Annotated in this window: 23 protein-coding genes; 8 read left to right on the forward strand and 15 right to left on the reverse strand. The window is 70.5% G+C overall.

All coding sequences use genetic code 11. The annotated features are described in order from the left end of the window. Positions 1-59: 59 nt before the first annotated feature. Genes ACH4OW_RS24075 through ACH4OW_RS24110 form a run of 8 tightly spaced genes read right to left on the reverse strand, consistent with a single transcriptional unit; the run spans position 60 to position 6,729 of the window. Positions 60-395 (reverse strand): metal-sulfur cluster assembly factor, encoded by a 336-nt coding sequence (locus tag ACH4OW_RS24075; RefSeq protein ID WP_030021265.1) that lies wholly within the window; start codon positions 393-395, stop codon positions 60-62. Next, positions 392-850 carry a Fe-S cluster assembly sulfur transfer protein SufU gene (gene sufU, locus ACH4OW_RS24080; RefSeq protein ID WP_003983960.1) on the reverse strand — a complete coding sequence of 153 codons (459 nt, stop codon included), beginning with the start codon at positions 848-850 and terminating at the stop codon, positions 392-394. Before sufU ends, ACH4OW_RS24075 begins: the two co-directional genes overlap by 4 nt. A 20-nt stretch (positions 851-870) precedes the next feature. Then, positions 871-2,127, reverse strand: a complete 1,257-nt coding sequence (locus ACH4OW_RS24085; RefSeq protein WP_360126536.1) for a cysteine desulfurase — start codon at positions 2,125-2,127, stop codon at positions 871-873. Next, positions 2,124-2,888 (reverse strand): Fe-S cluster assembly ATPase SufC, encoded by a 765-nt coding sequence (gene sufC, locus ACH4OW_RS24090; protein ID WP_003983958.1) that lies wholly within the window; start codon positions 2,886-2,888, stop codon positions 2,124-2,126. Before sufC ends, ACH4OW_RS24085 begins: the two co-directional genes overlap by 4 nt. Positions 2,889-2,894: 6 nt before the next feature. Further along, positions 2,895-3,230 (reverse strand): non-heme iron oxygenase ferredoxin subunit, encoded by a 336-nt coding sequence (locus ACH4OW_RS24095; RefSeq protein ID WP_360126539.1) that lies wholly within the window; start codon positions 3,228-3,230, stop codon positions 2,895-2,897. Continuing rightward, positions 3,227-4,411 carry a Fe-S cluster assembly protein SufD gene (gene sufD / locus ACH4OW_RS24100; RefSeq protein ID WP_360126542.1) on the reverse strand — a complete coding sequence of 395 codons (1,185 nt, stop codon included), beginning with the start codon at positions 4,409-4,411 and terminating at the stop codon, positions 3,227-3,229. The genes ACH4OW_RS24095 and sufD overlap by 4 nt, the downstream gene beginning before the upstream one ends. A gap of 54 nt (positions 4,412-4,465) precedes the next feature. Continuing rightward, positions 4,466-5,887: a Fe-S cluster assembly protein SufB gene (sufB, locus tag ACH4OW_RS24105; RefSeq protein ID WP_360126545.1), complete on the reverse strand. Its 1,422-nt coding sequence runs from the start codon at positions 5,885-5,887 to the stop codon at positions 4,466-4,468. Then, positions 5,884-6,729: an ArsR family transcriptional regulator gene (locus ACH4OW_RS24110; protein ID WP_360126548.1), complete on the reverse strand. Its 846-nt coding sequence runs from the start codon at positions 6,727-6,729 to the stop codon at positions 5,884-5,886. Before ACH4OW_RS24110 ends, sufB begins: the two co-directional genes overlap by 4 nt. 314 nt (positions 6,730-7,043) lie before the next feature. Here ACH4OW_RS24110 and ACH4OW_RS24115 point away from each other — a divergent pair, with 314 nt between their 5' ends. The 3 genes from ACH4OW_RS24115 (at position 7,044) to ACH4OW_RS24125 (ending at position 9,907) form a co-directional block, all read left to right on the forward strand. Next, positions 7,044-8,006 (forward strand): ABC transporter ATP-binding protein, encoded by a 963-nt coding sequence (locus ACH4OW_RS24115; protein WP_398029983.1) that lies wholly within the window; start codon positions 7,044-7,046, stop codon positions 8,004-8,006. Further along, positions 8,003-8,800, forward strand: a complete 798-nt coding sequence (locus tag ACH4OW_RS24120; RefSeq protein WP_360126554.1) for an ABC transporter permease — start codon at positions 8,003-8,005, stop codon at positions 8,798-8,800. Before ACH4OW_RS24115 ends, ACH4OW_RS24120 begins: the two co-directional genes overlap by 4 nt. Before the next feature lie 84 nt (positions 8,801-8,884). After that, positions 8,885-9,907, forward strand: coding sequence for a heme A synthase (locus tag ACH4OW_RS24125; RefSeq protein ID WP_398029984.1), 1,023 nt, complete (start codon positions 8,885-8,887; stop codon positions 9,905-9,907). Here the strand turns inward: ACH4OW_RS24125 and ACH4OW_RS24130 are convergent. The 3 genes from ACH4OW_RS24130 to ACH4OW_RS24140 form a co-directional block, all read right to left on the reverse strand. Next, positions 9,877-10,926 carry an amidohydrolase gene (locus tag ACH4OW_RS24130; RefSeq protein ID WP_398029985.1) on the reverse strand — a complete coding sequence of 350 codons (1,050 nt, stop codon included), beginning with the start codon at positions 10,924-10,926 and terminating at the stop codon, positions 9,877-9,879. The genes ACH4OW_RS24125 and ACH4OW_RS24130 overlap by 31 nt on opposite strands. A gap of 154 nt (positions 10,927-11,080) precedes the next feature. Then, positions 11,081-11,464, reverse strand: a complete 384-nt coding sequence (locus ACH4OW_RS24135; protein WP_398029986.1) for a hypothetical protein — start codon at positions 11,462-11,464, stop codon at positions 11,081-11,083. A 135-nt stretch (positions 11,465-11,599) separates the two neighbouring features. Beyond that, positions 11,600-12,550, reverse strand: coding sequence for a heme o synthase (locus tag ACH4OW_RS24140; protein ID WP_360126566.1), 951 nt, complete (start codon positions 12,548-12,550; stop codon positions 11,600-11,602). 497 nt (positions 12,551-13,047) lie between these two features. Between ACH4OW_RS24140 and tkt the strand changes: the two genes are divergently transcribed. From tkt to pgl, 5 genes are read left to right on the forward strand one after another with little or no spacing between them, the layout of a single operon-like run. Continuing rightward, a complete protein-coding gene (gene tkt, locus ACH4OW_RS24145; protein ID WP_360126568.1) occupies positions 13,048-15,126 on the forward strand; it encodes a transketolase in 2,079 nt (692 codons plus the stop codon). A 35-nt stretch (positions 15,127-15,161) separates the two neighbouring features. Further along, the gene (gene tal / locus ACH4OW_RS24150; protein ID WP_398029987.1) at positions 15,162-16,280 is read left to right on the forward strand and encodes a transaldolase; all 1,119 of its coding nucleotides are present in this window, start codon (positions 15,162-15,164) and stop codon (positions 16,278-16,280) included. Positions 16,281-16,285: 5 nt separating this feature from the next. Beyond that, entirely contained in the window at positions 16,286-17,809 is a 1,524-nt protein-coding gene (gene zwf / locus ACH4OW_RS24155; RefSeq protein WP_398029988.1) for a glucose-6-phosphate dehydrogenase, read from the forward strand. After that, complete coding sequence (gene opcA / locus ACH4OW_RS24160) at positions 17,806-18,903, forward strand: glucose-6-phosphate dehydrogenase assembly protein OpcA (protein WP_398029989.1); 1,098 nt, start codon at positions 17,806-17,808, stop codon at positions 18,901-18,903. Before zwf ends, opcA begins: the two co-directional genes overlap by 4 nt. Then, positions 18,900-19,682: a 6-phosphogluconolactonase gene (pgl, locus tag ACH4OW_RS24165; protein ID WP_360126577.1), complete on the forward strand. Its 783-nt coding sequence runs from the start codon at positions 18,900-18,902 to the stop codon at positions 19,680-19,682. Before opcA ends, pgl begins: the two co-directional genes overlap by 4 nt. A gap of 278 nt (positions 19,683-19,960) precedes the next feature. Here the strand turns inward: pgl and ACH4OW_RS24170 are convergent, their stop codons facing one another. The 4 genes from ACH4OW_RS24170 to secG form a co-directional block, all read right to left on the reverse strand. Further along, entirely contained in the window at positions 19,961-20,224 is a 264-nt protein-coding gene (locus ACH4OW_RS24170; protein ID WP_360126580.1) for a hypothetical protein, read from the reverse strand. Next, positions 20,224-21,876, reverse strand: coding sequence for a glucose-6-phosphate isomerase (gene pgi / locus ACH4OW_RS24175; protein ID WP_398030079.1), 1,653 nt, complete (start codon positions 21,874-21,876; stop codon positions 20,224-20,226). Before pgi ends, ACH4OW_RS24170 begins: the two co-directional genes overlap by 1 nt. A 215-nt stretch (positions 21,877-22,091) precedes the next feature. Continuing rightward, positions 22,092-22,427, reverse strand: coding sequence for an RNA polymerase-binding protein RbpA (locus ACH4OW_RS24180; protein WP_003986538.1), 336 nt, complete (start codon positions 22,425-22,427; stop codon positions 22,092-22,094). Positions 22,428-22,588: 161 nt separating this feature from the next. Next, positions 22,589-22,825, reverse strand: coding sequence for a preprotein translocase subunit SecG (gene secG, locus ACH4OW_RS24185; RefSeq protein ID WP_003986537.1), 237 nt, complete (start codon positions 22,823-22,825; stop codon positions 22,589-22,591). Between the last annotated feature and the right edge of the window lie 59 nt (positions 22,826-22,884).

Here is a 22,884-nt window from a genome sequence, read left to right on the forward strand (position 1 = left end):
GGCTGCGCCCGCCGGGAGAACCCGGCGGGCGCAGCCGAAACAGACGGGGAGAGTCCCGATCAGACGTTGAACCCCAGTGCCCGGAGCTGCTCACGTCCGTCGTCCGTGATCTTGTCCGGGCCCCACGGCGGCATCCAGACCCAGTTGATCTTCAACTCGTTGACGATGCCGTCCGTGGCGGACTTCGCCTGGTCCTCGATGACGTCGGTCAGCGGGCAGGCCGCCGAGGTGAGCGTCATGTCGATGGTGGCGATGTTCGCGTCGTCCACGTGGATGCCGTAGATCAGGCCCAGGTTGACGACGTCGATGCCCAGCTCGGGGTCGACGACGTCGTAGAGGGCCTCGCGGACCTCTTCCTCCGAGGCCGGCTTGGTGGTCACTGCGTTGTCGGTCATGCGGTTTTCGCCTCCTCGGAGAGGGCCTTGGCGGTGGCGTCCTTCCAAGCCATCCAGCTCAGCAGGGCGCACTTGACGCGGGCCGGGTACTTCGAGACGCCGGCGAACGCGACCGCGTCCTCCAGCACCTCTTCCATCGCGTCGTCCGGCTCCAGCTGGCCGCGGGACTGCATCAGCTCCAGGAAGGTTTCCTGGATCTTCTGCGCCTCGCCCAGCTCCTTGCCGACCAGCAGGTCGTTGAGCACGGACGCGCTGGCCTGGCTGATGGAGCAGCCCTGGCCCTCGTACGACACGTCTTCCACGGTCGCACCGTTGAGCCGTACGCGCAGCGTGATCTCGTCACCGCAGGTCGGGTTGACGTGGTGCACCTCGGCGTCGCCGTCCCGAAGACCGCGCCCGTGGGGGTGCTTGTAGTGGTCCAGGATGACGTCCTGGTACATGGAATCCAGCTTCACGGCTCAGTCAGTCCTCGTCCTCATCCGAAGAAGTTGCGGACGTGCTCCAGCCCCTCGACGAGGGCGTCGACCTCGGCCGGAGTGGAGTACAGATAGAAAGACGCTCGCGTGGTCGCGGGAATTCCGTAGCGCAGGCAGACCGGCCGCGCGCAGTGGTGGCCGACCCGGACCGCGATGCCCTGCTCGTCGAGCACCTGGCCCACGTCGTGGGGGTGGATGTCGCCGAGCGTGAAGGAGATCGTCGCGCCGCGGTCCTCGGCCGTGGAGGGGCCGATGATGCGCAGGTCGGGGACCTCCAGCAGCCGCTTGACGGCGTACTCGGTCATCGCGTGCTCGTGCGCGGCGATGTTCTCCATGCCGATCGAGGTGAGGTAGTCCACGGCCGCGCCGAGGCCGACGGCCTGCGCGATCGGGGGCGTGCCCGCCTCGAACTTGTGCGGCGCGGGGGCGTAGGTCGAGGAGTGCATGGACACCGTCTCGATCATTTCGCCGCCGCCGAGGAACGGGGGCAGGTCCTCCAGGAGTTCCTGGCGGCCCCACAGGACGCCGATACCCGTCGGGCCGCACATCTTGTGGCCGGTGAAGGCCACGAAGTCCGCCTGGAGCGCCTGGACGTCCAGCGGCATGTGCGGGGCTGCCTGCGAGGCGTCGATGCAGACCAGCGCGCCGACCTCCTGGGCGCGGCGGATGATCGCCTCGACCGGGTTGACGGTGCCCATGAGGTTGGAGACGAGCGTGAAGGAGACGATCTTCGTGCGGTCGGTGATGACCTCGTCGATCGTGTCCAGGTCGAGCCGGCCGTCGTCGGTCAGCCCGAACCACTTGAGCTTCGCGCCGGTGCGCTGCGAGAGCAGCTGCCACGGGACGATGTTGGAGTGGTGCTCCATCTCCGTGATGACGATCTCGGTGTCCTGGTCGACGCGGTACGGCTCGTCGGCCCAGCCGAGCATGTTCGCCACGAGGTTGAGCGACTCGGAGGCGTTCTTGGTGAAGATCACCTCGTCGCGGCTCGGCGCGTTGACGAACGCGGCGACCTTGTCGCGCGCGCCCTCGTACAGCGCCGTGGCCTCCTCGGCGAGCACGTGCACGCCGCGGTGGACGTTGGCGTTGTAGCGCTCGTAGTACCCGTTCAGTGCGTCGAGCACCTGGCGGGGCTTCTGGGAGGTCGCCGCGTTGTCCAGATACACGACCTTCTTCCCGTCGTGGATCCGTCGGTCCAGGATGGGGAAGTCCTTGCGGATCGCCTCTGTGTCGAGGAGGCCCGGCAGCTTTGTCACGCGGTTGCGCCACCCTTCACGTACGCCTCGTAGCCCTCGGCCTCCAGCTTGTCCGCCAGCTCCGGGCCGCCGGACTCGGCGATCCGGCCGTTGGCGAAGACGTGCACGTGGTCGGGCTTGATGTAGCGGAGGATCCGGGTGTAGTGGGTGATCAGCAGGGTGCCCACGTCACCGGACTCGCGGACGCGGTTGACGCCCTCGGAGACGATCCGCAGCGCGTCGACGTCCAGGCCGGAGTCGGTCTCGTCGAGGATCGCGATCTTCGGCTTGAGCAGCTCCAGCTGGAGGATCTCGTGGCGCTTCTTCTCACCGCCGGAGAAGCCCTCGTTGACGTTGCGCTCGGCGAAGGCCGGGTCCATGGACAGCCGCTCCATGGCCTCCTTGACCTCCTTGACCCACGTACGCAGCTTGGGGGCCTCGCCGCGGATGGCGGTGGCCGAGGTGCGCAGGAAGTTGGAGACCGAGACGCCGGGGACCTCGACCGGGTACTGCATGGCGAGGAAGACGCCGGCGCGGGCGCGCTCGTCGACGGACATCTCCAGGACGTCCTCGCCGTCGAGGGTGACGGTGCCGCCGGTGATCGTGTACTTGGGGTGACCCGCCAGCGAGTAGGCGAGGGTGGACTTGCCGGAGCCGTTGGGGCCCATGATGGCGTGCGTCTCGCCCTGCTTCACGGTCAGGTCGACGCCCTTCAGGATCTCGCGCGAGCCGTTCTCGGCTTCGACGGAGACGTGCAGGTCGTGGATCTCAAGCGTTGCCATGGGGACTCAGGACTCCTGGGTGACGGAGACGAGCACGGAAGCGTCCGGGCCCTCTCCTTCGATCTTTACGGGGTATACGGGGACGGGCTGCGTCGCGGGGAGGCCGGACGGCTTGCCGGTGCGCAGGTCGAAGCTGGAGCCGTGCAGCCAGCACTCGATCGCACAGTCCTCCACCTCGCCCTCGGACAGGGAGACGTTCGCGTGCGAGCAGATGTCGTTGATCGCGAACACCTCGCCCTCGGTACGGACGAGCGAGACCGGTACGCCGTCGAGTTCGACCCGCTTGGGGCTGTCCTCCTCCAGCTCGGACAGCCCGCAGGCACGTACGTAGGCCGGGCTCATGCCACGGACGCTTCCAGCTCGGCCTCGATCTTGGTGATCAGGCGCTCTTCCACGTCCGGCAGGCCGATCTGCTGGACGAGCTCGGCGAAGAAGCCGCGGACGACCAGGCGGCGGGCCTCGTCGGCCGGGATGCCGCGGGCCATCAGGTAGAACAGCTGCTCGTCGTCGAAGCGGCCGGTCGCCGAGGCGTGGCCGGCGCCGACGATCTCGCCGGTCTCGATCTCCAGGTTGGGCACCGAGTCGACCCGCGCGCCGTCGGTCAGCACGAGGTTGCGGTTCAGCTCGTAGGTGTCCGTGCCGGTGGCGGCGGCGCGGATGAGGACGTCGCCGATCCAGACGGCGTGCGCGTCCTGGCCCTGGAGGGCGCCCTTGTAGACGACGTTGGAGCGGCAGTTTGCCGCCTCGTGGTCGACGAAGAGACGGTGCTCCTGGTGCTGGCCGTTGTCGGTGAAGTACAGGCCGTAGAACTCGGCCTCGCCGCCGGTGGCGGCGTACGTCACGCGCGGGTGCAGCCGGACCAGGTCGCCGCCGAAGGTGACGACCACGGACTTGAACGAGGCGTCCCGGCCGACCAGCGCGTTGTGCTGGCCGACGTGGACGGCGGTGTCGTCCCAGTCCTGCACCGAGACGACGGTCAGCTTGGCGCCGTCGCCGATCAGGTAGTCGACGTTGGCGGCGAGCGTGGCGTCACCGGTGTGGTCGATGACGACGACGGCCTCGGCGAACGCGCCCAGCTCGACGACCTGGTGGCCGAAGGCCGTACCGCCCTCGCCGTGCACGGCGATGCGGATCGGCTCGGTCAGCACCGTGTCCTTGGGCACCGAGACGACCGATGCCTTCTCGAAGGAGCTGTACGCCTGGGCGGCGACCCGGTCGACCGGCTTGCCGGCCTTGCCGACGCGGGGGTCGGCGCGGTCGACGAGCTCGTGGGTGACGCCCTCGGGCGCCTTGATGTCGATCTTCAAGTCGGCGCCGGACGCGACGGCGGTGCCGTCGTGCAGGCCCTTCAAGCGCGCGAGGGGCGTGAAGCGCCACTCCTCCTCGCGGCCGTGCGGTACCGGGAAGTCGGCCACGTCGTAGGACGGCGGGGCGCTCATCCGGGTGGCGACGGTGGACTCGGCGGCCACCGCGATCGAACCGGTGGTCGTGGACCCCGCCGGGATTGTCTGAGCCTCAGCCATGGCTGTCGTCGTGCTCTCTTCCTCGTGAGAATTCAGTCGCTGCGTGCGGTGGCGTCAGCCGACCGCGCCTTCCATCTGCAGCTCGATCAGCCGGTTCAGCTCCAGCGCGTACTCCATCGGCAGCTCGCGGGCGATCGGCTCGACGAAGCCGCGCACGATCATCGCCATGGCCTCGTCCTCGGACAGGCCGCGCGCCATCAGGTAGAAGAGCTGGTCGTCGCTGACCTTGGAGACGGTCGCCTCGTGGCCCATGGACACGTCGTCCTCGCGGACGTCCACGTAGGGGTAGGTGTCCGAGCGGGAGATGGTGTCCACCAGCAGGGCGTCGCAGAGCACGTTGGACTTGGCGCCCTCGGCGCCCTCGCCGATCTCGATGAGACCGCGGTAGGACGTCCGGCCGCCGGCCCGCGCCACCGACTTGGAGACGATGTTGGACGAGGTGTGCGGGGCCATGTGGACCATCTTGGCGCCCGCGTCCTGGTGCTGGCCCTCGCCCGCGAAGGCGATGGACAGGGTCTCGCCCTTGGCGTGCTCGCCCATCAGGTAGACGGCCGGGTACTTCATCGTCACCTTGGAGCCGATGTTGCCGTCGACCCACTCCATGGTCGCGCCCTCGTAGGCGACGGCGCGCTTGGTGACCAGGTTGTAGACGTTGTTCGACCAGTTCTGGATCGTCGTGTAGCGGCAGCGGCCGCCCTTCTTGACGACGATCTCGACGACCGCGGAGTGCAGCGAGTCGGACTTGTAGATCGGGGCGGTGCAGCCCTCGACGTAGTGGACGTAGGCGTCCTCGTCGACGATGATCAGCGTCCGCTCGAACTGGCCCATGTTCTCGGTGTTGATCCGGAAGTAGGCCTGCAGCGGGATGTCCACGTGGACGCCCTTGGGCACGTAGATGAACGAGCCGCCGGACCACACCGCGCTGTTCAGCGAGGCGAACTTGTTGTCGCCGACCGGGATGACCGTGCCGAAGTACTCCTGGAACAGCTCCGGGTGCTCCTTGAGCGCCGTGTCGGTGTCCAGGAAGATCACGCCCTGCGCCTCCAGGTCCTCGCGGATCTGGTGGTAGACGACCTCGGACTCGTACTGCGCGGCGACACCGGCGACCAGGCGCTGCTTCTCCGCCTCCGGGATGCCGAGCTTGTCGTACGTGTTCTTGATGTCCTCGGGCAGGTCCTCCCAGGAGGCGGCCTGCTGCTCCGTGGAGCGCACGAAGTACTTGATGTTGTCGAAGTCGATGCCCGACAGGTCCGAGCCCCAGTTCGGCATGGGCTTCTTGCCGAAGAGCTTGAGGCCCTTGAGGCGGAGCTTGAGCATCCACTCGGGCTCGTTCTTCTTCGCCGAGATGTCGCGGACGACGTCCTCGGACAGGCCGCGCTTGGCGGAAGCGCCGGCCACGTCGGAGTCGGCCCAGCCGTATTCGTACGTGCCCAGGCCCTCAAGCTCAGGGTGAGCAGTCTCCGTGGGGAGAGTCATGCGGGGTTCCTCCCGGCCGTGCTTGCAGAAGCGTTGGTGGTCTTGGTGGTGCTGTGGGCGGTCTTGCCGGCCTCGCGGCCCTTGGGGACGAAGGTCGTGCAGACACCGTCGCCGTGGGCGATGGTGGCAAGACGTTGCACGTGGGTCCCCAGCAGGCGGGAGAAGACCTCGGTCTCCGCCTCGCACAGCTGCGGGAACTGCTCGGCGACGTGGGCGACCGGGCAGTGGTGCTGGCAGAGCTGCTCACCTAGCTGATGACTGGGCGCGCTGCGCGCCGTAGCAGCGTACCCGTCCGCGGTCAATGCCTCGGCAAGCGCCTGTGTGCGGCCCTCGGGGCGGGCGGCCTGGACGGCCGCGCGGTAGCTCTCGGCCAGCGCCGCGAACCGGGCGCGGGCGAACGCCGCGACCGCCGCCTCGCCCAGCTCGCCGCCGCCGGCGCTCTCCGCGATCCAGCGCAGCGCGTCGGCGGCGAGCTGGTCGTAGGACTGGTCGAAGGCGTCCCGGCCGCAGTCGGTGAGCGCGAAGACCTTGGCCGGGCGGCCGCGGGTGCGCGCGCCGTAGACGCGCTTCTCGCGGGGCTCGACGACGTTCTCCGCGACGAGGGTGTCGAGGTGGCGGCGGACGGCCGCCTGGGTGAGCTCCAGCCGCAGGGCCAGCTCGGCCGCGGTGGACGGACCGTGGTCGAGGATGGAGCGCGCGACGCGGTTGCGCGTGCCCTGCTGCTCGTCGTGGGCCGGGGCGGCGCCGGAGACGGCCCGCGCGGCCCTCGCGGGCGCGGGGCGGTCCGGCCCGCCGGCCGGGCGGGCCGCGGTGCCTTCCTGGTCCTCGCTCGCGTATTTCACAACGCCATTGTTGCGTAATTCCTCAAGCCGAGACAACCCTCGACCGGATCACGGACTGGTGGCCTCGATCACTTAGGGTCACCTAATTGGTGCGCCGCCCAGGGGGCGCGGGAAAGCGGCCACACCCTAACCGACCTGCGGTTTTTGGGGCGGCTGGCGTGTCCGACCGGTCCGGCGTGCGCCCGAAGCCGGAGCGGCGGAGATCCACGTCCCGCACGGAATCCCCGGACCACCGCGGTCCCCCCAGCCGAGGGAGTCCGTCCCTTTTCGCCCCCGCGCCCGCCGTACCCCGCGCGCTTCGTAGACTGCCGGTCATGCGCAGCGCCTCCTCCGGGGACACCCCCCGGGCCCCCGGCCGTCCGCCTGCCGTCGAAGTCACCGGCCTGGTCAAGCGGTACGGGACCAAGACCGCGGTCGACGGCCTCGACCTCAGGGTCGCGGCGGGCTCGGTGACCGCCGTCCTCGGCCCCAACGGCGCCGGGAAGACCACCACCGTCGAGATCTGCGAGGGCTACCGCCGCCCCGACGCGGGCACCGTCCGCGTCCTGGGCCTGGACCCGGTGGCCGACGCGGCGGCGCTACGCCCCCGTATCGGCGTCATGCTCCAGTCAGGGGGCGTCTACGCGGGCGCCCGTGCGGAGGAGATGCTGCGGCACACCGCGAGCCTGCACGCGCACCCCGTGGACGTGGACCTGCTCATCGACCGGCTGGGCCTGGGCAGCTGCGGCCGGACGAGCTACCGGCGGCTGTCCGGCGGGCAGCAGCAGCGGCTCGCGCTCGCCATGGCCGTCGTGGGCCGCCCAGAGCTGGTCTTCCTGGACGAGCCGACGGCCGGTCTCGACCCGCAGGCCCGGCACGCCACCTGGGACCTCGTGAGGGAACTGCGCGCCGACGGCGTCAGCACCGTACTGACCACCCACTTCATGGACGAGGCCGAGCAGCTCGCCGACGACGTCGCGATCGTCGACGGCGGCCGGGTGATCGCCCAGGGCAGCCCCGAGGAGCTGTGCAAGGGCGGCGCCGAGAACACCCTGCGCTTCACCGGCCGCCCCGGCCTCGACCTAGGCGCGCTCCTCAAGGCGCTGCCGGCGGAGAGCGCCGCGGCCGAGCTGACGCCCGGCACGTACCGGGTGACCGGGAAGATCGACCCGCAGCTGCTGGCGACCGTCGCCTCCTGGTGCGCGCAGCACGGCGTACTGCCGGACGCCATCGCGGTCGAGCGGCACACCCTGGAGGACGTCTTCCTCGAACTGACCGGCAAGGAGCTGCGTTCATGACCGCCACCGGCACGACGGACCGGGCCGGCGCCGCCGGCACCTTCGCCCCGCGGCCCGGCGCGGCGCCGCTCCCCCGGATGATCCGCGCGCAGGCCCTCCTCGAAACCAAGATGCTGCTGCGCAACGGCGAGCAGCTGCTGCTGACCGTCGTCATCCCGACGCTGCTGCTGGTGCTGTTCTCCGCCGTCGACATCGTCGACACGGGCGCGGGCAAGGCGGTCGACTTCCTCACCCCGGGCATCCTGGCGCTCGCCGTGATGTCCACCGCCTTCACCGGGCAGGCCATCGCCACCGGCTTCGAACGCCGCTACGGGGTCCTCAAGCGGCTGGCCGCCTCCCCGCTGCCCCGCTGGGCGCTGATGACGGCCAAGACCTGTTCGGTGCTGGTCACCGAGGTCCTCCAGATCGTGCTGCTGACGGTGATCGCGTTCGTGCTGGGCTGGTCCCCGCACGGCAACCCGCTGTCGGTGGTGCTGCTGCTGGTCCTGGGTACGGCGGCGTTCTCGGGCCTCGGCCTGCTGATGGCGGGCACGCTCAAGGCGGAGGCGACGCTGGCGGGGGCCAACCTCGTCTTCCTGCTGCTGCTGGTGGGCGGCGGGGTGATCGTGCCGCTCGACAAGTTCCCGGACGCGGCGCAGTCGGTGCTCGGGCTGCTGCCGATCTCCGCGCTCTCGGACGGCCTGCGGGACGTCCTCCAGCACGGCGCCGGCATGCCCTGGGGCGACCTCGGCATCCTCGCCGTGTGGGCGGTGCTCGGGCTGGGCGCCGCTGCCAAGTTCTTCCGCTGGGAGTAGCCGTGACCTGCGGTGACGCAAACGGCCCGCGCGTTGCCCACCCCCTCGTGAAACTTTGCACAAGCCGCCGCCTACGATGGCTGCGTGCCGAACACGTGGAACCCCTTTGAGCTGATCGCGCGCCGCTGGCAGCCGACCGCCGCCTTCGTACGGCGGGCCGCGCTGGCCACCGTCGTGATGTCCGTCGTCATCGTCGTGACCGGCGGCGCCGTCCGGCTCACCCAGTCCGGCCTGGGCTGCTCGACCTGGCCCAAGTGCACCCCGGACAGCCTGACGCCGACCTCCGCGATGGGCATCAACGGCCTCATCGAGTTCGGCAACCGGCTGCTGACGTACGTGCTGTGCGCGTTCATCGGCGTGTTCATCATCGCGGCCCGGGCGCGCGCGCCCCGGCGCCGCTCGCTCACCCGCCTCGGCTGGGCGATGTTCTGGATCGTCATGGGCAACGCCGTCTGGGGCGGCATCGTCGTCCTGACCGGCCTGAACCCGTACCTGGTCGCCGCGCACTTCCTCCTCACCACCGCCCTGCTCACGGTCTCCGTGCTGGCCTGGCGGCGCGCCGCCGAGGGCGACGAGGAGCCGCGCGACCTGGTCGCCCGGCCGGTGCGCCAGCTCGCCGGGCTGCTGGTCCTGGCGACCGGCGTGCTCACCGTCATCGGCACGGTCGTCACCGGCGCCGGCCCGCACGCGGGCGACGCCAAGAAGGTCCACCGCATCCCGGTGGACTGGCACGAGATCACCCAGCTGCACGTCGACTTCGTCTACATCGTCGTCGGCCTGTCCGTCGCCCTGTGGTTCACGCTGCGCGCCGTCAAGGCTCCGGCCGCGCCGCGCCGCATGATGCTGGAGCTGTTCGGCTGCATCGTGCTCCAGGGCGTCATCGGCTACATCCAGTACTTCGCGGGCCTGCCGGAGATCGTCGTCGGCCTGCACATGCTGGTCTCGACGCTGGTGTGGATCTGCGTGCTGCGGATCTACCTGGCGCTGCGCGACCGGGGTCCCGCGCCGGCCGGTGCGGGCGAGACGCCCGCTCCCGGGGCCGAGGTGCCCGCCCCCGCCGCGGAAGCCGCCGAGTCTCAGCCGGCCGCCGGCGCCTCCAGCCGGTAGACGCGGCGCGCGGTCCCGGACGTGATCATCTCGGTGATCCGCCGCGCGTCCGCCGCCGTGCACAGGCCCTCCTCGGCCCACTCCCCCACGACCCGCCCCACGGCCCGTACGAAGAACCGCGCACCGGTCACGTACAGCTCGGGCAGCGCCCGCGCCCCCGTGGAGAACAGCAGCTTGCCGAAGGGGGCCTGGGCGAGCGTCTCCTCGGGGCACGGCCCGGCGTCCGTGTAGACGTGCGGGTGGACCGCGGCCAGCTGCGCCGCGCGCCGGTGGTGCGGTGACCCGGTCAGCAGCACCAGGTCCGTACCGATCCCGGTGGTGGCCCGCAGGAAGCCCGCCAGCGGCCGGGGGTCGGCGCAGTGCAGCTGTACGGGCACGCCGGTGGCCACCGCGCTCCACAGCAGATGCCGCAGCAGCGCCGGGTCCGCCAGCCGCTCCCCGGGCCTGCGGCCGCCGAGCCACCGGTCGGCCGCGCGCCGCACCTCGCCGGCCTCGGGGGCGCGCCCCTCGCAGAAGGGGGCGCCGGAGGCGAAGGCGGTGGCCTCCTGGGCGGCCGCGTACACGGCCTCGGCCGTGTAGCCGATGAAGGAGTCGACGCTGCCGGAGGTGTCGGCGATCTGTTCGGCGAGCGGTTCGAGCCGTACGACCTCGTGGGCCCGGCCCCCGGCGGCGGCGGCCAGTTCACCGGCCGACGTCAGCTCGCTGGGCGCGCCGGTGTCCAGCAGGAACGTGCCGATGCCGGTGCCGCGCAGCAGCAGGCGGCTCGCGCGGTAGGCGCCCAGCTCCCGCCTGCGGGCCAGGTAGCGGGCGGGCGGGCAGTGCGCTTCCAGGCCCAGGAGCGGCGGGCACCAGCGGCGTACGCCGAGGCCGGTCCAGCTGTCGAAGAAGGTGGTGCCGGCGGGCGCCGGGCCGTGTCCGCCGGAGGCGGCGGCGAGGTGGGCCTCGAAGGCGCCGAGGCCCAGGTCACCGTGGAGCGCGCCGTGGCTGTACTGGTCCACGAGCGGCGGCAGCCCGTCCATCCGCTCCTCCTCGCCCGGGCGCCCGCGACGCCGAAAGCCCACCCGGCGCGGCACGGACGCCGCCCCTGATGGGCTCAACGGATGACGGGGCCGTCAGGTAGCGGGCCCGGCCGGGCATCGCGGGCCGTTCGAACGGACCGCTCCGGCCGCGGCCTCAGGTGTTGGCCGGGCCACCCACCTGGATGCCCGCCATCCGCGACCATTCGTACGGACCGGTGCGCACCTTGGCCGCCAGGTCGCCGTCGAACTCGTCGTGCAGTGCGACGCCCGCCCGCTCGGCCGCGGCCCGCGCGATGTCCCGTGTCTCGGCGACGAGGTTGCCCCACTGGCCGTCGGCGCCGACCAGCGCGATCCGGATGCTGCCGCGGGCGATGTGGGCGAGCTGGCCCTCGGCGCTGCCGCCGTGCGATGCGGCGAAGGCCGCGATCTCCTTGGCCAGCCGGGCGGTGCGCCGCTCGGCCCGCTTGTCCGCGCGGCCCCGGCCGGCCTGCTCCTCGACCTGCTCGTCCGCCGCGTCCGCCTGCTGAGTGTCTGCCATGGACAGGATGCTACCCGCCGGTAATCAGCGGGGGAAGAGCCGCCCTGGCGAGCCGTACGGGACGCCGCACACACGCCGCGGGCCCGCCACGAACGGATCGTGACGGGCCCGGCGCAAGCCTCGGCGAACGCGCGCCTACCGCAGGAACGGGTCCACGGCGACGGCGACGAACAGCAGCGACACATAGGAGATCGACCAGTGGAACAGCCGCATCTCCTTGAGCTTGGGGCCGGTGATCCCGGCCTTGGCGCGGGCCTGGAGGCCGTGCGCCTCCTTGAGCCAGAAGGCGCCGCAGAGCACCGCCACCACTGTGTAGAACCAGCCGGTGTAGCCCAGCGGCTGGAGCAGCAGCGAGACCAGCACCATCACCCAGCTGTAGGCGACGATCTGCCGCGCGACCGCCTTGTTGCCCGCGATGACCGGCAGCATCGGCACGCCGACCCGCTCGTAGTCGTCCTTGGCCTTCATCGACAGCGGCCAGTAGTGCGGCGGCGTCCAGAAGAAGATGACGAGGAAGAGGACGGCCGAGGCCCAGGAGACGGTGTTGGTGACCGCGGACCAGCCGATGAAGACCGGCATGCAGCCCGCGATGCCGCCCCAGACGATGTTCTGGGCGGTGCGCCGCTTGAGGATCATCGTGTAGACGACGACGTAGAAGAGCAGCGCGCCGAGCGAGAGCATCGCCGAGAGCGGGTTGACCAGGAACCAGAACCACGCGGTGGAGCCGACGGCCAGCGCGGTCGCGAAGACCAGGCACTCGCGGGGCGAGACCATGCCGGTCACCAGCGGCCGCTGCGAGGTGCGGTCCATCAGGGCGTCGATGTCGCGGTCGATGTACATGTTGTAGGCGGCGGCGCCGCCCGCGGAGAGGTAACCGCCGACGCAGGTGGCCAGCACCAGCCAGAGGTCGGGGACACCGCCGGCCGCCAGGAACATCACCGGGATCGTCGTCATCAGCAGCAGCTCGATGACGCGCGGCTTGGTGAGCGCCACGAACGCCTTGACACGGGCCCCGAACGGACGGTGACCTGAACCCTGCGGGCTCGCAGGGAGCACCCCGGCAGGACGGGATTCGACGGCCGTCACGCACACCCCTGGAAGTAACATCAGCGGCTTGCGCCGCGAAGATAAGGCCAGCAAGCGTTCCCGGCCGTGAAGACCCGGTTAAGGCTTGCGCGTACCACGCCACTTTAGACGTTGGCCATACGACGGCCTTCGCGGGGGTGGGGTCGTGTTGAGGAGGACCCCGGGGCTCTTCGTACGGTCCGGGCGCGCGCCGCGCCCTCGTCTTCCCGCGCGTCGCACCCCCGCCTTCCCGCGCGTCGCTCCCGCCGCTCCGCGCGCCGTTCACGCCGTTCGAGAGGCGAAGGCGGGCACCGCCCGGCAGTCTGGAGAGGTGGCCGTCCCGTCCGGGGCGGAATACCCGGCGCCCGGATTTGGTTGCCTAAGGCGTCGAGTTTCATCCAGGCGAGCCGTCGACGCTCCGTCGAAAAGACGCACGTACTTGCAGGGGTAGGCTCGACAACGCCCGGCGGACATACCGTCCCCGGCATTCGACATGTGGAGAGGAGCCCTGACTCAGGGTGAGCACCAAGCCGACCACCACAGATTTCGAGTGGACTGATCTGGACCAGCGGGCCGTCGATACCGTTCGCGTTCTGGCCATGGATTCCGTGCAGAAGGTCGGTAACGGCCATCCGGGTACCGCCATGAGCCTCGCGCCGGCCGCGTACGTCCTCTTCCAGAAGCTGATGCGGCACGACCCCGCCGACGCGAAGTGGACCGGCCGCGACCGGTTCGTCCTTTCCGCGGGCCACTCCAGCCTGACCCTCTACATCCAGCTCTACCTGGCCGGCTACGGCCTGGAGCTGGACGACCTCAAGTCCTTCCGCACCTGGGGCTCCAAGACCCCCGGCCACCCGGAGTACGGGCACACGGTCGGCGTGGAGACCACCACGGGACCGCTCGGCCAGGGTGTCGCCAACGCCGTGGGCATGGCCATGGCCGCCCGCTACGAGCGCGGCCTGTTCGACCCGGACGCGGCACCCGGCACCTCGCCGTTCGACCACACCATCTGGGTCATCGCCGGCGACGGCTGCCTCCAGGAGGGCGTGTCGGCCGAGGCGTCCTCGCTCGCCGGCCACCAGAAGCTCGGCAACCTCGTGATGCTGTGGGACGACAACCACATCTCCATCGAGGGCGACACCGAGACCGCGATCTCCGAAGACACCATCAAGCGCTACGAGGCGTACGGCTGGCACGTCCAGCGCGTCGAGCAGCTGCCCAGCGGCGACCTCGACCCGGTCGGCCTGGCCAAGGCCCTCAAGGCCGCCCAGGAGGAGACCGAGCGCCCCTCCTTCATCGCGGCCCGCTCGATCATCGCCTGGCCCGCCCCGAACGCCCAGAACACCGAGGCCGCGCACGGCTCCGCGCTGGGCGACGAAGAGGTCGCGGCCACCAAGAAGGTGCTGGGCTTCGACCCGGAGAAGTCCTTCGAGGTCTCCGACGAGGTGCTCGCGCACACCCGCGCCGCCTGGGAGCGCGGCAGCCAGGAGCACGCGAAGTGGGAGAAGTCCTTCGCCGCCTGGCGCTCCGCCAACCCCGAGCGCGCCGCCGACTTCGACCGCATCCAGGCGGGCGAGCTGCCGGACGGCTGGGAGAAGGCGCTGCCCGCCTTCGAGACCGGCAAGGGCGTCGCCACCCGCGCCGCCTCCGGCAAGATCCTCCAGGCGCTGGGCGCGGTCGTGCCCGAGCTGTGGGGCGGCTCCGCCGACCTCGCCGGCTCGAACAACACCACGATCGACAAGACCTCGTCGTTCCTGCCCGAGGGCAACCCGCTGCCCGAGGCCAGCCCGTACGGCCGCACGGTCCACTACGGCATCCGCGAGCACGCCATGGGCTCGACCATGAACGGCATCGCGCTGCACGGCAACACCCGCATCTACGGCGGCACCTTCCTGGTGTTCTCCGACTACATGCGCCCCGCCGTCCGCCTCGCCGCGCTCATGCAGCTGCCGGTGACCTACGTGTGGACGCACGACTCCATCGGCCTCGGCGAGGACGGCCCGACCCACCAGCCGGTCGAGCACCTGTCCGCGCTGCGCGCCATCCCGGGCCTGAACATCGTGCGCCCGGCCGACGCCAACGAGACCGCCACCGCCTGGGCCGAGATCCTGCGCCGCCACCAGAGCAAGCCGGCGCCGCACGGCCTCGCGCTCACCCGCCAGGGCGTGCCGACGTACGAGGCGAACCCGGCCGCGGCCAAGGGCGGCTACGTGCTGTTCGAGGCCGAGGGCGGCGAGCCCCAGGTCATCCTGATCGGCACTGGCTCCGAGGTGCAGCTCGCCGTGGAGGCCCGCGAGGCGCTCCAGGCCGAGGGCATCCCGACGCGCGTCGTCTCGATGCCGTCCGTCGAGTGGTTCGAAGAGCAGGACCAGGGGTACCGCGACAGCGTGCTGCTGCCGACGGTCAAGGCCCGGGTCGCGGTCGAGGCCGGCATCGGCCTGACCTGGCACCGCTACGTGGGCACGCAGGGCCGGATCGTCTCGCTGGAGCACTTCGGCGCCTCGGCGGACGCCAAGGTCCTCTTCCACGAGTTCGGCTTCACCGCCGACGCGGTCGCCACGGCGGCCAGGGAATCCCTCGCAGCGGCCACGCGCTGACGCCCGTACACCATCTAGTAGGAGATGCAATCCCCATGACAGACGCACTCAAGCGCCTCTCCGACGAAGGCGTCGCGATCTGGCTGGACGACCTGTCCCGCAAGCGGATCACGTCCGGCAACCTGGCCGAGCTGATCGACCAGCAGCACGTCGTCGGCGTCACCACCAACCCGTCGATCTTCCAGAAGGCGATCTCGCAGGGTGACGGTTACGACACCCAGCTCGCCGACCTGGCGGCCCGCGGGGTCACCGTCGAGGAAGCCATCCGCATGATCACGACGGCGGACGTCCGCGACGCCGCCGACATCCTGCGCCCGGTCTTCGACGCCACCGAAGGGCAGGACGGCCGGGTCTCCATCGAGGTCGACCCGCGCCTGGCGCACAACACCCGCGCCACCGTGGCCGAGGCCAAGCAGCTGGCCTGGCTGGTGGACCGCCCCAACGCGCTGATCAAGATCCCGGCCTCCAAGGCGGGCCTGCCGGCGATCACCGAGACGATCGCCCGCGGCATCAGCGTCAACGTCACGCTGATCTTCTCGCTGGAGCGCTACCGCGAGGTGATGGCCGCCTACCTGGAGGGCCTGGAGAAGGCCAAGGCCGCCGGCCTGGACCTGTCCAAGATCCACTCGGTGGCGTCCTTCTTCGTGTCCCGCGTGGACACCGAGATCGACAAGCGCCTGGACGGCATCGGCACCGACGAGGCCAAGGCCCTCAAGGGCAAGGCCGCGCTCGCCAACGCCCGGCTGGCCTACCAGGCGTACGAGGAGGTCTTCTCCTCGGACCGCTGGGCCGCCCTGGAGAAGGCGCACGCCAACAAGCAGCGCCCGCTGTGGGCCTCCACCGGCGTCAAGGACCCGGCGTACAAGGACACCCTGTACGTCGACGAGCTGGTCGCGCCGAACACGGTCAACACCATGCCGGAGGCCACCCTGGAGGCCACCGCCGACCACGGTGAGATCACCGGCGACACGGTGCGCGGCACCTACGAGCAGGCGCAGGCCGACATGGACGCGCTCGCCAAGATCGGGATCTCGTACGACGACGTCGTGCAGCTCCTGGAGGACGAGGGCGTCGAGAAGTTCGAGGCGTCCTGGAACGACCTGCTCAAGTCCACTGAGGCGGAGCTCAAGCGCCTCGCTCCTTCGGAGGGCTGACCAACTTGTCCAGCAGCAATCCGCTGCGTGACGCTGCAGACCGACGGCTCCCGCGTATCGCGGGGCCGTCGGGCCTGGTCATCTTCGGCGTCACGGGCGATTTGTCCCGTAAAAAGCTGATGCCCGCCGTTTACGACCTGGCCAACCGCGGCCTGCTGCCGCCGGGCTTCTCCCTCATCGGCTTCGCCCGCCGCGAGTGGGAACACCAGGACTTCGCACAGGAGGTGTACGAGGCAGTCAAGCAGCACTCCCGTACGCCGTTCCGCGAGGAGGTCTGGCAGCAGCTCGTGCAGGGCTGCCGGTTCGTCCAGGGCAACTTCGACGACGACGAAGCCTTCGAGACCCTCAAGACCACCATCGAGGAACTCGACAAGGCACAGGGCACCGGAGGCAACTTCGCCTTCTACCTGTCCGTACCGCCCAAGTTCTTCCCCAAGGTCGTCCAGCAGCTCAAGAAGCACGGGCTGGCCGACCAGAGCAAGGAATCCTGGCGCCGCGCGGTCATCGAGAAGCCCTTCGGCCACGACCTGGCGAGCGCCCAAGAGCTCAACCGGATCGTCCACGAGGTCTTCCCGCCGGAAGAGGTCTTCCGGATCGACCACTACCTCGGCAAGGAGACAGTCCAGAACATCCTGGCACTGCGCTTCGCCAACACCCTCTTCGAGCCGCTCTGGAACCGGTCCTACGTCGACCACATCCAGATCACCATGGCCGAGGACATCGGCATCGGCGGCCGCGCCGGCTACTACGACGGCATCGGCGCCGCCCGCGACGTCATCCAGAACCACCTGCTCCAGCTGCTCGCGCTGACCGCCATGGAGGAGCCCGCCTCCTTCGACGCGGACGCCCTGGTCGCCGAGAAGACCAAGGTGCTGGGCGCCGTACGGCTCCCCGCCGACCTCGGCAAGGAGACGGTCCGCGCCCAGTACACCGCCGGCTGGCAGGGCGGCGAGAAGGCCGTCGGCTACCTCGACGAAGAGGGCATCGACCCCCAGTCGAAGACCGACACCTACGCCGCGATCAAGCTGGAGGTGGACAACCGCCGCTGGGCGGGCGTCCCCTTCTACCTGCGGACCGGCAAGCGCCTGGGCCGCCGCGTCACGGAGATCGCGGTCGTCTTCCAGCGCGCGCCGCACTCCCCCTTCGACCACACCGCAACCGAGGAACTGGGGCAGAACGCCCTGGTCATCCGCGTCCAGCCGGACGAGGGCGTCACCATGCGGTTCGGCTCGAAGGTGCCCGGCACCTCCATGGAGGTCCGGGACGTCTCGATGGACTTCGCGTACGGCGAGTCCTTCACCGAGTCCAGCCCGGAGGCGTACGAGCGCCTGATCCTGGACGTACTGCTCGGTGACGCCAACCTCTTCCCGCGCGTCGAGGAGGTCGAGCAGTCCTGGCGGATCCTCGACCCGATCGAGGAGTACTGGGACAAGCACGGCAAGCCCGCGCAGTACCCGGCCGGGACCTGGGGGCCGGTCGAGGCGGACGAAATGCTCGCACGAGACGGACGGAGCTGGCGTCGGCCATGAAGATCGATCTGACGGAGACCACGGCCAGCAAGATCAACAAGGCGCTGGTCCAGGGCCGTCGTACCATCGGCACCCCCGCCATCGGCATGGTGCTCACCCTCGTCATCGTCACCGACGAGGAAAACGCCTACGACGCCCTCAAGGCCGCCAACGAAGCGTCCCGCGAACACCCCTCGCGCACCCTCGTCGTCATCAAGCGCGTCAGCCGGTCGCCCCGCGACCGCGCCAAGGCCCGCCTGGACGCCGAGGTCCGCGTCGGCGCGGACGCCGGCACCGGCGAGACCGTCGTCCTGCGGCTCTACGGCGAAGCCATCAACCACGCCCAGTCCGTGGTACTGCCGCTGCTGCTGCCGGACGCCCCGGTCGTCGTGTGGTGGCCGGTGAACGCCCCCTTGGACGCGGCCGGCGACCCACTCGGCGCGCTCGCCCAGCGGCGCGTCACCGACATGTACACCGCCGAGAACCCCATCAGGGAACTCGCCGAGCGCGCCGACGCGTACTCGCCCGGCGACACCGACCTCTCCTGGGCCCGCATCACGCCCTGGCGCTCCATGCTGGCCGCGGCACTGGACCAGCTCCCGTGCAAGGTCGCCGAGGTCGAGGTCGAGGGCGAGGAGTTCAACCCCAGCGTCGAACTCCTCGGCATGTGGCTCGCCGACCGGCTGAACGTACCGGTCCGGCGCCTGCTCTCGGCCGGCCCCGGCCTCACCGCCGTCCGCATGGAAACGGACTGCGGCCCCGTCGCACTGGACCGCGCGGACGGCTCGCTGGCCACGCTCTCCATGCAGGGCCAGCCCGACCGCAACGTCGCGCTCAAGCGGCGCGAGACCGCCGAACTGCTCGCCGAGGAACTGCGCCGGCTCGACCCGGACGACATCTACGCCTCCGCGCTCAAGTACGGCGTGGACCGGCTCGGCGAGCCGGAACGGGCACAGACGCCGCTGGCCGCGAAGGCGGCCGAGTCCTCCGACGAACCGGTGGCCGCGGAAGCGGGTGCCGCTGACGCGGCGGAGGCCAAGTCCGACGCCAAGCCCAAGGCCCCCGCCAAGAAGTCCGCCTCCAAGAAGGCGGCCTCGAAGGCGGCCTCCGAATGAGCGCGCCGCAGGTCGTCGTCCACCGCGACAAGGACCTGATGGCCAAGGCCGCGGCAGCCCGGCTGATCACGAAGATCGTGGACGCCCAGGCCGCCCGCGGCTCCGCCTCCGTCGTCCTGACGGGCGGCCGCAACGGCAACGGGCTGCTCGCGGCCCTCGCCGAGGCGCCCGCCCGGGACGCGGTGGACTGGGGCCGTCTGGACCTGTGGTGGGGCGACGAACGGTTCCTGCCGGACGGCGACCCGGAACGCAACTACACGCAGGCCCGCGAGGCCCTGCTCGACAGCGTTCCGGTGGACCCGGCCCGGGTACACGCGATGGCCCCGTCCAACGGCCCGTACGGCAACGACGCGGACGCCGCGGCGGAAGCGTACGCGGTCGAACTGGCCGCGGCCGCGGGACCCGAGGACCACGCTCCCGTCCCGTCCTTCGACGTCCTCCTGCTGGGTGTCGGCCCGGACACGCATGTCGCGTCGCTCTTCCCCGAGCTGCCGGCCGTCCGCGAGACGGAACGCCCGGTCGTCGCCGTCCACGGCGCGCCCAAGCCCCCGCCCACCCGCATCTCCCTGACCCTCCCCGCGATCCGCGCGGCACGGGAGGTCTGGCTGCTCGCGGCGGGCGAGGACAAGGCGAAGGCCGCGGCGATGGCGCTCTCCGGCGCCGGCGAGATCCAGGCCCCGGCAGCGGGCGCGTACGGCCGCAGCCGCACGCTGTGGCTGTTGGACGAGGCGGCTGCGTCGCAGCTGCCGCGGGGGTTGTATCCCCCGGCGTCGGCCTGACGCCGCCGTACAACGATCGGCCCCGTTCCCTACTGGGAGCGGGGCCGCTGTCGTATCTCATCCAGCCGCCGGAGCCCTTCCGCCGCCGGGTACGGGCCCGGCCCTACGGACTCCGTCCTACGGCCCGCCCCCTCCCGCCGGAATGACAGCCGACGGTCGGTGGGGCAGATGTCCCCCGCCACCGGCGCGACAGCCGAACACGTACGGGAAGGGCCGGGACCGTAGGACGGAGTCCGTAGGGCCCGGCCCTGCACCGACCACCACCGGGCCTCAGCCGGTCACGGCCTCCGCTCGCGCTCCTGGCGGACCATCGCGTTGGCGAGGTGGCCTGGGTCCTGGAGGTCGCCCACTGCCACACCCGACACGTCGGTGTCGTGCGTGTCGTACGTACCCAGGCCGTGTTCCTTGTCGCCCTGTACGACGGCAAGGTGACGGGCTGCCACCTCTCGCTGCTCGGCCTCCGGCCGGGCCTGGAGCCACTGGCGGTTGTCCGGGGTCAGCAGGTCCAGGAAGGCCCCGAGAGCGCCTTCCTCCGTCGCCATCAGCGGCCTCGCAGCGAACGGTACGTGGCGACCAGGGACCGCGTCGAGGCGTCCAGGCCCTCGACCTCCGAGCCCGCGGTCAGCGCGGGCTCGACCCGCTTGGCCAGGACCTTGCCCAGTTCCACGCCCCACTGGTCGAAGGAGTCGATGTTCCAGATCGCGCCCTGGACGAACACCTTGTGCTCGTACAGCGCGATCAGCTGGCCCAGTACGGACGGGCTCAGTTCCTTGGCCAGGATGGTGGTGCTGGGGCGGTTGCCCTTGAAGGTCTTGTGGGGGACCAGGTCCTCGGAGACGCCTTCGGCGCGTACCTCGTCGGGGGTCTTGCCGAAGGCCAGGGCCTGGCCCTGGGCGAAGAGGTTGGCCATGAGCAGGTCGTGCTGGGCCACCAGGCCGGGCTGGAGGTCTTCCACCGGGTTGGCGAAGCCGATGAAGTCCGCCGGGATCATCTTCGTGCCCTGGTGGAGCAGCTGGTAGTACGCGTGCTGGCCGTTCGTGCCGGGGGTGCCCCAGACGACGGGGCCGGTCTGCCAGTGGACCGGGTCGCCGTCGCGGGTCACGGACTTGCCGTTGGACTCCATGTCGAGCTGCTGGAGGTACGCCGTGAACTTGGACAGGTAGTGGCTGTACGGGAGCACCGCGTGCGACTGGGCGTCCCAGAAGTTGCCGTACCAGATGCCGAGCAGGCCGAGCAGGAGCGGGACGTTCTCTTCGGCGGGCGCGCAGCGGAAGTGCTCGTCGACGAGGTGGAAGCCGGCCAGCATCTCGCGGAACCGCTCCGGGCCGATCGCGATCATGAGCGAGAGGCCGATCGCGGAGTCGTAGGAGTAGCGGCCGCCGACCCAGTCCCAGAACTCGAACATGTTGTCGGTGTCGATGCCGAAGTCGGCGACCTTCTCGGCGTTGGTCGACAGTGCGACGAAGTGCTTGGCCACGGCCTCTTCGCCGGCGCGCAGGCCGGTCAGGAGCCAGTTGCGGGCGGAGGTGGCGTTGGTGATCGTCTCGATGGTGGTGAAGGTCTTCGAGGCGACGATGAAGAGGGTTTCCGCGGGGTCGAGGTCGCGGACGGCCTCGTGCAGGTCCGCGCCGTCCACGTTGGAGACGAAGCGGAACTGCATGTCGCGGTCGGTGTAGGCGCGCAGCGCCTCGTACGCCATCGCCGGGCCGAGGTCGGAGCCGCCGATACCGATGTTGACGACCGTTTTGATGCGCTTTCCGGTGTGGCCCTTCCACTCGCCCGAGCGCACCCGGTCGGTGAAGATCTGCATCTTGCGCAGTACGGAGTGCACGGCGGGGGCGACGTTCTCGCCGTCGACCTCGATGGTGGCGGATTCGGGGGCGCGCAGCGCGGTGTGCAGCACGGCCCGGTTCTCGGTGACGTTGATCTTTTCGCCGCGGAACATCGCGTCCCGCAGTTCCGCCACGCCGGTCGCCGCGGCGAGGTCGCGCAGCAGGCGCAGTGTCTCGTCGGTGACCAGGTGCTTGGAGTAGTCCAGGTGCAGGTCGCCGACCTGGAGGGTGTAGCGGTCGGCGCGGCCCGGGTCCTGGTCGAACAGTTCGCGCAGGTGCACCTCCCCGAGCTGCTCCCGGTGCTTGTTCAGCGCGGTCCACTCAGGCATCTGGTCGAGCCTGCTGCGGCCTTCTGCGTTCATCTCGGACATCAGCCTTCTTCTTCTCGTACCGGCCCCGCCATCCTCCAACCTAATTGATCAGGGTGCGGGATGAGGTGTCCCCCCGCTGTCGGCCGCCCCGGCGAACCGTTTCAGCACCTCTCGCCGGTACCCGGCCGGCAGGCCGGATACGCGGACGGCCCGGCCGGGAGGGCGGTTTCCCTCCGGCCGGGCCGGTCGTCACATGTGCTGGTCCGTCAGATCTCTCCGCGCAGCTTGGCGAGCGCCTCCGCGAGGATCGCCTCGCCGTCGGCGTCGCTGCGGCGCTCCCGGACGTACGCGAGGTGTGTCTTGTACGGTTCGGTGCGCGGCGGGTCCGGCGGGTTGTCCCGGTCCTTGCCTGCCGGGAAGCCGCAGCGCGGGCAGTCCCAGGTGTCCGGAATCTGCGCGTCGCCGGCGAAGCTGGGCTGAGTCTCGTGCCCGTTCGAGCACCAGAAGGAGATGCGGATGCGCGGCGCGGACTCGCCTCGCTCGGCCTCCCCCATCGGCCCCGCCCCGACCCGACTTCCTCGGATCGCGTTGCCACTTGCCACGGTTGTAACTCCCTGCGTAATGGTGCTGCGAAGCATCGAACAGCAGCTGCGCTGCGAGGCGCCCCAGTCTACGTAAGGCCCAACGCGCGTCCAGTGACAGGAGTTACTACACCCCCGCCGAGGACGCCGCCCTCATGATAGGCCGCGTCCTCGACAGTGCGTCAGCTGTCCAGCTTCATCAGGACGCCGAGTACGACGATGCAGGCGAACCAGAGCAGGGCGATCACGATGGTGATGCGGTCCAGGTTCCGCTCGGCGACGGAGGATCCGCCGACCGAGGACTGCATGCCGCCACCGAACATGTCGGACAGGCCGCCGCCCTTCCCCTTGTGCATGAGCACCAGCATCATCAGCAGCAGGCTGAACACGATGAGGGCTACCGAGAACCCGATGACCACGGCTGGACCAACTCTCTAGGACTGGCGGACGGGACGTACCGAAGAAGATCGAATGGTAC

It is taken from the genome of Streptomyces sp. NPDC017056 (assembly GCF_044332485.1).
Lineage (GTDB): Bacteria > Actinomycetota > Actinomycetes > Streptomycetales > Streptomycetaceae > Streptomyces.

Coding starts and splice junctions, on each gene's coding strand:
- ACH4OW_RS24075 (WP_030021265.1), bottom strand. CDS start 395: ATGACCGACAACGCAGTGACCACCAAGCCGGCCTCGGAGGAAGAGGTC.
- sufC (WP_003983958.1), bottom strand. CDS start 2,888: ATGGCAACGCTTGAGATCCACGACCTGCACGTCTCCGTCGAAGCCGAG.
- ACH4OW_RS24095 (WP_360126539.1), bottom strand. CDS start 3,230: ATGAGCCCGGCCTACGTACGTGCCTGCGGGCTGTCCGAGCTGGAGGAG.
- sufD (WP_360126542.1), bottom strand. CDS start 4,411: ATGGCTGAGGCTCAGACAATCCCGGCGGGGTCCACGACCACCGGTTCG.
- sufB (WP_360126545.1), bottom strand. CDS start 5,887: ATGACTCTCCCCACGGAGACTGCTCACCCTGAGCTTGAGGGCCTGGGC.
- ACH4OW_RS24115 (WP_398029983.1), top strand. CDS start 7,044: ATGCGCAGCGCCTCCTCCGGGGACACCCCCCGGGCCCCCGGCCGTCCG.
- ACH4OW_RS24120 (WP_360126554.1), top strand. CDS start 8,003: ATGACCGCCACCGGCACGACGGACCGGGCCGGCGCCGCCGGCACCTTC.
- ACH4OW_RS24130 (WP_398029985.1), bottom strand. CDS start 10,926: ATGGACGGGCTGCCGCCGCTCGTGGACCAGTACAGCCACGGCGCGCTC.
- ACH4OW_RS24135 (WP_398029986.1), bottom strand. CDS start 11,464: ATGGCAGACACTCAGCAGGCGGACGCGGCGGACGAGCAGGTCGAGGAG.
- tal (WP_398029987.1), top strand. CDS start 15,162: ATGACAGACGCACTCAAGCGCCTCTCCGACGAAGGCGTCGCGATCTGG.
- opcA (WP_398029989.1), top strand. CDS start 17,806: ATGAAGATCGATCTGACGGAGACCACGGCCAGCAAGATCAACAAGGCG.
- pgl (WP_360126577.1), top strand. CDS start 18,900: ATGAGCGCGCCGCAGGTCGTCGTCCACCGCGACAAGGACCTGATGGCC.
- ACH4OW_RS24170 (WP_360126580.1), bottom strand. CDS start 20,224: ATGGCGACGGAGGAAGGCGCTCTCGGGGCCTTCCTGGACCTGCTGACC.
- pgi (WP_398030079.1), bottom strand. CDS start 21,876: ATGAACGCAGAAGGCCGCAGCAGGCTCGACCAGATGCCTGAGTGGACC.